This window comes from Hydrogenophaga sp. NFH-34 (assembly GCF_021401345.1).
Taxonomy (GTDB): domain Bacteria; phylum Pseudomonadota; class Gammaproteobacteria; order Burkholderiales; family Burkholderiaceae_C; genus Hydrogenophaga; species Hydrogenophaga electricum.
In genome coordinates this window covers 24,421-32,814 of sequence record NZ_JACBGE010000037.1, presented here as the reverse complement: position 1 = coordinate 32,814, position 8,394 = coordinate 24,421, and the positions used below count along the sequence as shown (strand labels likewise).

General features: G+C 73.2%; 7 protein-coding genes. 3 read left to right on the top strand and 4 right to left on the bottom strand.

Translation table 11 applies throughout. The annotated features are described in order from the left end of the window. The 3 genes from L0977_RS23960 to L0977_RS23950 all read left to right on the top strand — a co-directional run. Positions 1-146: alpha-hydroxy-acid oxidizing protein (locus L0977_RS23960; RefSeq protein WP_234267456.1), on the top strand; the 146-nt coding region annotated here is incomplete at its 5' end. A gap of 95 nt (positions 147-241) precedes the next feature. After that, positions 242-1,426 (top strand): HDOD domain-containing protein, encoded by a 1,185-nt coding sequence (locus L0977_RS23955; protein ID WP_267966558.1) that lies wholly within the window; start codon positions 242-244, stop codon positions 1,424-1,426. Positions 1,427-1,535: 109 nt separating this feature from the next. After that, the gene (locus L0977_RS23950) at positions 1,536-2,051 is read left to right on the top strand and encodes a hemerythrin domain-containing protein (protein WP_234267453.1); all 516 of its coding nucleotides are present in this window, start codon (positions 1,536-1,538) and stop codon (positions 2,049-2,051) included. Positions 2,052-2,087: 36 nt separating this feature from the next. Here the strand turns inward: L0977_RS23950 and L0977_RS23945 are convergent, their stop codons facing one another. Genes L0977_RS23945 through ptsP form a run of 4 tightly spaced genes read right to left on the bottom strand, consistent with a single transcriptional unit; the run spans position 2,088 to position 8,256 of the window. Further along, positions 2,088-2,924, bottom strand: coding sequence for a shikimate 5-dehydrogenase (locus L0977_RS23945; RefSeq protein WP_234267452.1), 837 nt, complete (start codon positions 2,922-2,924; stop codon positions 2,088-2,090). 2 nt (positions 2,925-2,926) lie between these two features. Further along, positions 2,927-4,678, bottom strand: a complete 1,752-nt coding sequence (locus L0977_RS23940) for a PTS fructose-like transporter subunit IIB (protein WP_234267451.1) — start codon at positions 4,676-4,678, stop codon at positions 2,927-2,929. A 39-nt stretch (positions 4,679-4,717) separates the two neighbouring features. Beyond that, on the bottom strand, positions 4,718-5,701 hold the full coding sequence (locus tag L0977_RS23935) for a 1-phosphofructokinase family hexose kinase (protein WP_234267450.1): 984 nt from the start codon (positions 5,699-5,701) through the stop codon (positions 4,718-4,720). Then, a complete protein-coding gene (gene ptsP, locus L0977_RS23930; protein ID WP_234267449.1) occupies positions 5,698-8,256 on the bottom strand; it encodes a phosphoenolpyruvate--protein phosphotransferase in 2,559 nt (852 codons plus the stop codon). Before ptsP ends, L0977_RS23935 begins: the two co-directional genes overlap by 4 nt. Positions 8,257-8,394 lie beyond the last annotated feature (138 nt).

Here is an 8,394-nt window from a genome sequence, read left to right as displayed (position 1 = left end):
TGGGCGCCATGGGCGAGGCCGGGGTCTCGCGCTGTCTGGAGATCATCCACAAGGAGCTGGACCTGACCATGGCCTTCTGCGGTCACACGCAGATCGACAACGTCGATGCCTCCGTGCTCCTCCCGGGCTCTTTTCCTACCGCCTGAGGTCGGCGTTCAAGCTCTCCGGCCGCGCGCCGATATCCGGGATGAGTCCATCTGTCCCAGAAAACCCGGCCACCGGCCGGCCGGAGATCCATCCCATGTCCCCCCTGCTGCTCTGGCTGGCCGCCGTGCTGGTCCTCGCCCTGGCCTGGTGGTGGTGGCGCAAGCCCCCCGCCCACCGCCCCGGCGAGGCCCCGCCGCCACCGGCGCCGCCCAAAGCCCGCCCCGAGGCGACGCCCCGCCAGACCCCATCGGCGTCTCCGCCCGTCCCGCCGCCCACACTGCCCCCGGCCCCCGTGGTCGTGACCGCGCCGCCGCCCGCGCTGGGCCCGGTCCCGCCCGAGCTGGCCAGCTTCCAGTGGCGGCCGGAAGCCGTGCTCGACAGCGACCGGCGCCAGGCCCTGGAGACGGCGGTGCGCGGCATTCCCCGCCCACCGCGTTCGATGCAGCAACTGCTGTCGCCCGAATTCCTCACCCGCGCCAGCTCGACCGAGCTGAGCGAGCTCGTCATGGGGGAGCCGCTGATCGCGGCCAAGGTGCTGGCCAAGGTCAACTCGCCCTATTACGGCCTGCGCCAGCCCGTCACCGGCATCGGGCAGGCGGTGACGTTCCTGGGCATCAACACCGTGCGCAGCATCTGCCTGCAGTACATGCTGGCCGACGCCTTCAAGCCCACGCTGGCCGAAGCCCAGAAAGCCTTCGACAGCATCTGGCAGGCCAGCGGCCTGGCCAGCGAACTGGCTGTGCGCCTGGGCAAGGCCCTGAACCTGCCCGACCAGAGCGCCCTGGCCACCCAGGTCGTGCTCGGTTTCGTGGGCCAGCTCGCCACCGCCTCGCTGATCCCGGCCGCCGGCCTGCCGGCCTGGCTGCACCGCGACCGGCTCGCGCGCGCCCGCCTGGAACAGGACCTGCTCGGGCTCAACGCGGTGGAAATCGGCGGCATGCTCATGCGTTCGTGGGAGCTGCCCAACGCGCTGGTGAACGACGTGAGCGACATGGGCCGCCTGCTGATCACGCCGCCGCTGGCCATCCAGCCGGCCCGCCTGGCGCGCATCGCACTGGGCTACCTGTGTGTGCGCCTGGGCGAACGCCTGGCCCTGGAGCCGCTGCCCGTGGAGCAGGCCCTGGGCCTGGGCGACGGCCCCGACACCCACCACCTGCGTGCCGCGATCGCGCAGGACCCGGTGCTCGCCGGACTGCCCGCCGCGCTGCAGGCGCCCGACCTCATCGCCGCCATGCGCCTGGCCACCGGTCAGGTCACGCCCCCGGCGGTCGGCGTCTGAGAGCGCTGCCCCGCCAGCGCCGGGGCACAATGGCGGCTGTCCGCGTTTTCCGGAAGCGCTTGACGCCCGTCAAGCCCTTGCCGCCAGCCGCCGCTTAGAGTCCCGCACCATGAACGCCACCGCCACCCCCGAAGCTCCCGCCGCCGTGTCGCCGTCCCAGGGCCTGCCGTGGTCCGACCAGTTCCGCACCGGCGACGGCCGCATGGACGACACGCACGAAGAGTTCGTGCAGATGCTCAATCAACTGCTGGCCCTGCCGGAAAGCGAACAGCTGCCGCTGTACCTGCGCTTCGTCGACCACACGGTGGAGCACTTTGCGCAGGAAGAGCGCTGGATGGTGGCGATCGGCTTTGCCCCCGACAACTGCCACGCCAGCCACCACGCCACCATCCTCGAAACCCTGCGCGCCGTGACCGAGCATTACGAGAAGGGCGACACCGACATCATCAACCGCCTGGCCGAGGCGCTGGTGGAATGGTTCCCGCAGCACGCGGCCACCATGGACGCGGGCCTGGCCCTGCACATGAAGGAAGTGGGTTTCGATTCGCGCACCGAAACCCTGGCCGACCCGGGCAAGGTCCGCCCCGCCACCATGAGCGGTTGCGGCAGCGTCAGCTGCAGCTGACGCCCGGCCTCACCCCATTCCCCGAGCCAGCCCGGCCTACGCGGCGCGGGCATGGGCCGCCGCAGCGGCCACCTGCGCCAGCGTCGGGCGCACCCCGGTGTAGAGCGCGAACTGCTCCACCGCCTGCAGCACGATCACCTCGTCCCCGCTGATCACCGGCCGGCCCAGGCGCCGGGCGGCCTGCACCAGCGGCGTGTCGGGCGGCAGGGCCACCACATCGAACACGCACGACGCGGCACCGACCAGCGCATCGGGGAACGCCTGGGTCGCCGCCTCCGGCGCACCGGCCATGCCCAGCGGCGTCACGTTCACCAGCAGCGCCCCCGGCGCCGCGGCCGGCACATCGGGCTGCCAGCCCAGTCCGTGCTGCGCGGCCAGTGCGGCGCCGGCCTGCGGATTGCGCGCAACCACCAGCCCCTGGTGCAGGCCGTGGTCGACCAGGGCGGCGAGCACGGCACGGGCCATGCCACCGCTGCCGCGCAGCACGAAGGGCGTTCCCGGCGCCACGCCATGCGCCTTCAGCAGCGCGGCGACGGCGATGTAGTCGGTGTTGTAGGCGACCAGCCGGCCGTCGTCGTTGACGATGGTGTTGACCGACTGCAGCCGCGCGGCCGACGGCGTCAACTCGTCCAGCAGCGGAATGCAGGCTTCCTTGAACGGCATCGACACGCCGCAGCCCCGGATGCCCAGCGCCCGCATGCCACCGATGGCGGCCGGCAGGTCGGTGGTGGTGAAGGCCTTGTAGACGCAGTCCAGCCCCAGTTGCCGGTACAGATGGTTGTGCAGCCGGGTGCCGGCGTTGCCCGGCCGGCCGGCGAGCGACATGCACAGGCGGGTGTCGCGGCTGATGGTGAAACGGGGGTCGTCTTGCATGCTCAGGCCAGTTTCTTCTTGAAGGCACCCAGGGCCAGGGCGGTGACCACGGTGCCGGCCAGGATCGCCAGCGCGTAGAGGATGACGTGGTTGACCGCGTTGGGAATCGCCAGCACGAACACGCCGCCGTGCGGCGCCTGCAGCGCAATGCCCCACATCATCGACAGCGCACCGGTGGTGGCCGCGCCCAGTACGCAGGCGGGAATGACGCGCAGCGGATCGCGCGCCACGTAGGGAATCGCGCCTTCGGTGATGAAGGCCAGGCCGAGCACGGCCGCCGCCTTGCTGGCTTCGCGCTCTTCGGCGGTGAAGCGGCTGCCGAACAGGTAGCAGGCCAGCGCGATGCCCAGCGGCGGCACCATGCCGGCGGCCATGGCGGCGGCCATGGGCGTGGCCACGCCCGACGCGATCAGCGTGGTCGAGAACACATAGGCCGCCTTGTTGATCGGGCCGCCCATGTCGGCCGCCATCATCGCGCCCAGCGTGATGCCCAGCAGCATGGCGCTGCCGGTCTGCAGGCCCTTGAGCCATTCGGTCAGCGCCGCCATGATGGCCGCCACCGGCTGGCCGATGACCATCATCATCGCCACGCCGGTGATGGCGGCGCCCAGCAGCGGCAGGATCAGCACCGGCTTGAGGCCGTCGAGCCCGCGCGGCAGGCGGATCCAGCGGTTGAGCGCGTTGACCGAATAACCGGCGATGAAGCCGGCCGCGATGCCGCCGAGAAAGCCGGCGCCCACGGTGCCCGCGAGCAGGCCACCGATCATGCCGGGCGCGATGCCGGGCCGGTCGGCGATGGAAAACGCGATATAGCCGGCCAGCGCCGGCACCATCAGCGCGAAGCCGCCCTTGGCGCCGATCTGGAACAACACCCAGCCCAGCGTGCCCTTGTGCGCGTCGTCGTACACGTAGATACCGCCGAGCGCGAAGGCCAGCGCGATCAGCAGGCCTCCCGCCACCACGAAGGGCAGCATGAAGGAGACGCCGGTCATCAGGTGCTTGTACGGGCCGGTGGTGGCCCCCTTGCCTGCGGACGGGGCACCGGCTGCGGTGGTGGTCGTTGCGGCGGCAGCGCCCTCGCCCCCCCACACGGCAGCCTCGGTCTGCGCCTTGGCGATCAGGGCCTGCGCATCGTGGATGGCGGCCTTGGTGCCTGAGGAATGCAGGCGCTTGCCGGCAAAGCGGCTGCGCTCGACCTGGGTGTCGGCCGCGATCAGCACCAGATCGGCGTCGCTGATGGCCTGGGCGCTGAGCGTGTTCTGCGCGCCCACCGACCCCTGCGTTTCCACCTGGATCTGGTGGCCCAGCGCCTTGGCGCCCTGCTCCAGCGCCTCGGCCGCCATGAAGGTGTGGGCCACGCCGGTGGGGCACGAGGTGATGGCGACGATCTTCAGCGGCCGGCTGGCGGCCGCTGCGGACACCGCCGGCACCGCAGCGGGCGCACCGGCCAGCGCCAGCGCCTGCCGCAGCACGGCCCCGGCATCGCGGAACACGGCGTCGGGCGCGACCTCCAGCACACGGCCGGCGGGCAGCCCGCGGCGGTCGACCGCCGCGCCGGGGTCGGCGGCAACGATGACGGCCGCCGCGCTGGCCAGATCGGCCGGCAACACCTGGCCCTGGGTGCCCAGCGAACTGTGCACGCGCAAGCGCAGATCGTGCCCGGCCTGGCGGGCGGCATCGAGCAGCACCTCGCCCAGCATGAAGCTGTGCGCGGGCCCACTCTGGCTGGCGGTGATGGCGATGAGGGATGCCATGAATGTCTCCGTAGGGGGTGTGGGAAGCGGATCGGTCGGTCAGGAACGGGCGGGCAGCTCCAGCGGGTGCATCGCGATGCGGCGGGCCAACGCGTCGATCTGCTCGCGCGGCGGCAGCCCGGGCGCGATGCGCTGGATGCGCGCGGCCGCGCAGGCCATGCCGAACACCGCCGCCTCTGGCGCGGCATGCCCGGCCACCAGCGCGGCCAGCGTGCCGGCCACCAGCGCGTCGCCGGCCCCGACCGTGGTGGCCACCGGCACGGCCGGCGGTGTGGCGAGCCAGCAGGCGCCCCCGCTGGCGATGACCGCGCCCTCGCCACCCAGCGACACCACCACCAGGGCGATGCCGCGCGCCTGCAGCGCCAGCGCGGCGCGGGCCACGTCGGCCACCGCGGGCAGCGGCCGCCCGACCAGTTCTTCCAGTTCGGCGCGGTTGGGCTTGATGAAGTCGGGCGGTGCGGGCAGGCGGTCGAGCAGCGTGCGCAGCACGGCGCCGCCGGTGTCCACCATCAGGCGGGCGCCGCGCGCGCGCAGGGCGGCGGCCAGGCGCAGCAGGCTGTCGACACCCACGCCGGGCGGCAGGCTGCCGGCCAGCGTGCACCAGGTGCCGGCACCCACCAGCGGCACCAGGCGCGCCAGCAGGCCGGCTTCGGCCTGGGCCAGGGCATCGGCGTCGAAGGCGATGCCGGGCAGGTTGATGTCGGTGCTGTCACCGCGCGCGGCGTCGGCCAGCTTGATGTTGGTGCGGGTGCGGCCCGGCACGCGCAGCATGGCGTCGGCGATGCCGCGCTCGGCGAACGCGCGCTCGAACAGTTGCGGGTTCTGGTCGCCCAGCCAGCCCGAAGCCGCCGTGCGCAGGCCCAGCGCCGCCGCCACCGCGGCCACGCCGATGCCCTTGCCGCCGGCCTCGAACTGCTCGGCGCGGGCGCGGTGCACGGCACCCGGCTCCAGCCGGTCGAGCGAGACCGTGTGGTCGATCGCCGGGTTGGGCGTGAGGGTGATCAGTTGCAGCGGCGCGTTCATGCCGCCACCCCGGTCTCGCCTTGCAGGGCTTCGTCGCGCAACTGGGCGCCCAGCGCGCGCACCGCGTCGCCGTCGTCGAGGTCGAGCGCCTGCCGCGCCAGTTCCTGCAGCTCGGCCAGGCTGTGGCGGCGCAGCAGCGCCTTCACGGCGGCGATGTCGACCACGCTCATGCTCAGCTCCTGCACGCCCAGGCCGGCCAGCAGCGCGGCGCCCAGCGGTTCGCCCGCCAGGCCACCACACACGCCGACCCAGCGGCCGTGGCGGCGCGCGCCGGCCACCGTCTGCGCGACCAGGCGCAGCACGGCCGGGTGCAAGCTGTCGGCCATGCCAGCCAGTTGCGGGTGCTGGCGGTCCACCGCCAGGGTGTACTGCGTGAGGTCGTTGGTGCCGATGGAGAAAAAGTCCACGTGCGGCGCCAGGCGGTCGGCCATCAGCGCGGCCGAGGGCACCTCGATCATGATGCCGACCGGAATCGGGCGTCCGCCCTGTTCGGGCGCCAGGCCCAGCGACTGCTGCACCTCGGTCAGGCGCTCGCGCAGGCGGCGCACCTCGTCCACCGTGCTGATCATGGGGAACATCAGCGACAGCGGCCCTTCCTGCGCCGCCCGCACCAGGGCGCGCAGTTGCGGCCACATCAGGTCGTCGCGCTCCAGGCACAGGCGGGCGCCGCGCAGGCCGAGGAAGGGGTTGTCTTCCACCGGCAGGTTCAGGTGCGGCACCTGCTTGTCGCCGCCGATGTCGAGCGTGCGCACGATCAGCGGCCGCCCGTCCAGCGCCCGCACCATCTCGCGGTAGACGGCGTACTGCTCGTCCTCGTCGGGCACGTGCTCGCGCTCCAGGAACAGGAATTCGGTGCGCATCAGGCCCACGCTTTCGGCGCCCTGGTCGAGCGCGCGCGCCACCTGGTCGGGGCGGTTGATGTTGGCCGCGATCTCCAGCCCGTGGCCGTCCAGCGTGGCGGCCGGCTGCAGGCGGTTGCGCGCCTCTTCGGCCTGGCGCCGCGCCAGCCGCGCGATCATGGCTTCGGCCTCGGCCAGCGCCGCGTCGGTGGGGCCGATGAACAGCTGGCCGCGGAAACCATCAAGGATGGCGCGTTCGCCCGCCGGCGCGGCCAGCACGCCCGGCCCGGCGGCCACCACGGCGGGCAGCCCCAGCGCGCGCGCCAGGATGGCGGTGTGCGCCGTCGGACCACCGCGCGCGGTGCAGAAGCCCCGCACGCGCTGCACGTCGATCTGCGCCGTCACCGACGGCGAAAGGTCGTCGGCCAGCAGCAGGCTGTCGGCCGGCCAGCGCCGGGGGTCGGCCACCGGCCCGGCGGCGCCCACCAGTTGGCGCAGCACGCGCTCGCCCACGTCCTGCAGGTCGGCGGCGCGCGCGGCCAGCACGGCGTCGGGCAGGGCGCGTTGCGCGGCCACATGGCCGGCCAGCGCATGGCGCCACGACCAGGCCGCGCCGTGGCCCTGCACCACCAGCCGCGTGGCATCGCGCAACAGCTCGGCGTGCGCCAGCAACTGGCGGTGCGCGGCAAAGATGCCCGCCTGTTCCGACGCGCCCCGGCGCTGCGCGCCGGCGGTCAGTTCGGCCAGTTCGGCGTCGGCGTCGGCCAGGGCCGCGTCCAGCGCGGCAGCAGCCGACGCCACGCCCTCGGGCCGGTCGGTCACGTCGAGCGCGGGCGCCTCGGCCGACACCAGCGTGCCGATCACCAGCCCCGGGCTGGCGGCGATGCCAGCAATCACCTGCCGCGCGGCGGGCTGCCAGCCTTCCAGCTCGCGCCCCAGGCCGTGCACCTGTTTCTGGCGCGCCGCGGCCTGCTCGGCCTGGCGCTTTTCTTCGTGGCCCAGGCGCAGGATCACTTCGCGCAGCGCGGCCAGGGCCTGCGGCGCATCGGGCCCGCCTGCCGACAGGCGCAGGCGTGCGCCCCGCCCCGCCCCCAGGCTCAGCAGTGCCGGCATGCTGCGCGCGTCGGCCACCGCGTCGCCATGGCGCACGCGCAGTTCGGCGCCGAAGCGCGCCGCCACCTGGGCCCACTGCGTGGCCGGGCGGGCGTGCAGCCCGTTCGGGTAGTCGAGCACCAGGTCTTCGGCCAGAGGCCCATCGGCCACCGCCGCGGGCGCAGCGGCCGGTGCGGCGGCGTCACGGGTCAGCGCGGCCACGATCTCATCGGCGTCGGCCGTCGCCATCAGCGCCTGCAGGCGCGGGCCGTCGGCCATGAGGCGGGTCAGGCGGCGCAGCACCGCGATGTGCTGGTCCGACGCGGCGGCCACCGCCACCACCAGCCGCACCGTGTGACTGGGCTCGTCCCAGGCCACGCCCACAGGCACCTGCAGCACCGCCAGGCCGGTGCGGCGCACCAGGCCCTTGTCTTCCACCATGCCGTGCGGCACCGCCAGGCCCTGGCCCATCCAGGTGGTGGCCACCTGCTCGCGCCGCAGCAGGCTGTCGGCATAGGCGGGGTCGCAGAAACCGGCCTGCACCAGCAGGGCGCCGGCGGCGCGGATGGCGCTGTCGCGGTCGGCAACCACCGCCCCGAGTTGGACTTGCACGGGAAGATCCATGATGTCTCCTAAAATTTTGGTATCGATACCATTTCGCGGATTATGCGATTTGCCGCCACCCTGTCCACTGTAGAGCGCTGTTTTTGGGCCATTTATGCGGGTTAACCCCAGGAAATCAGCCCACTTCTGATGCGGATC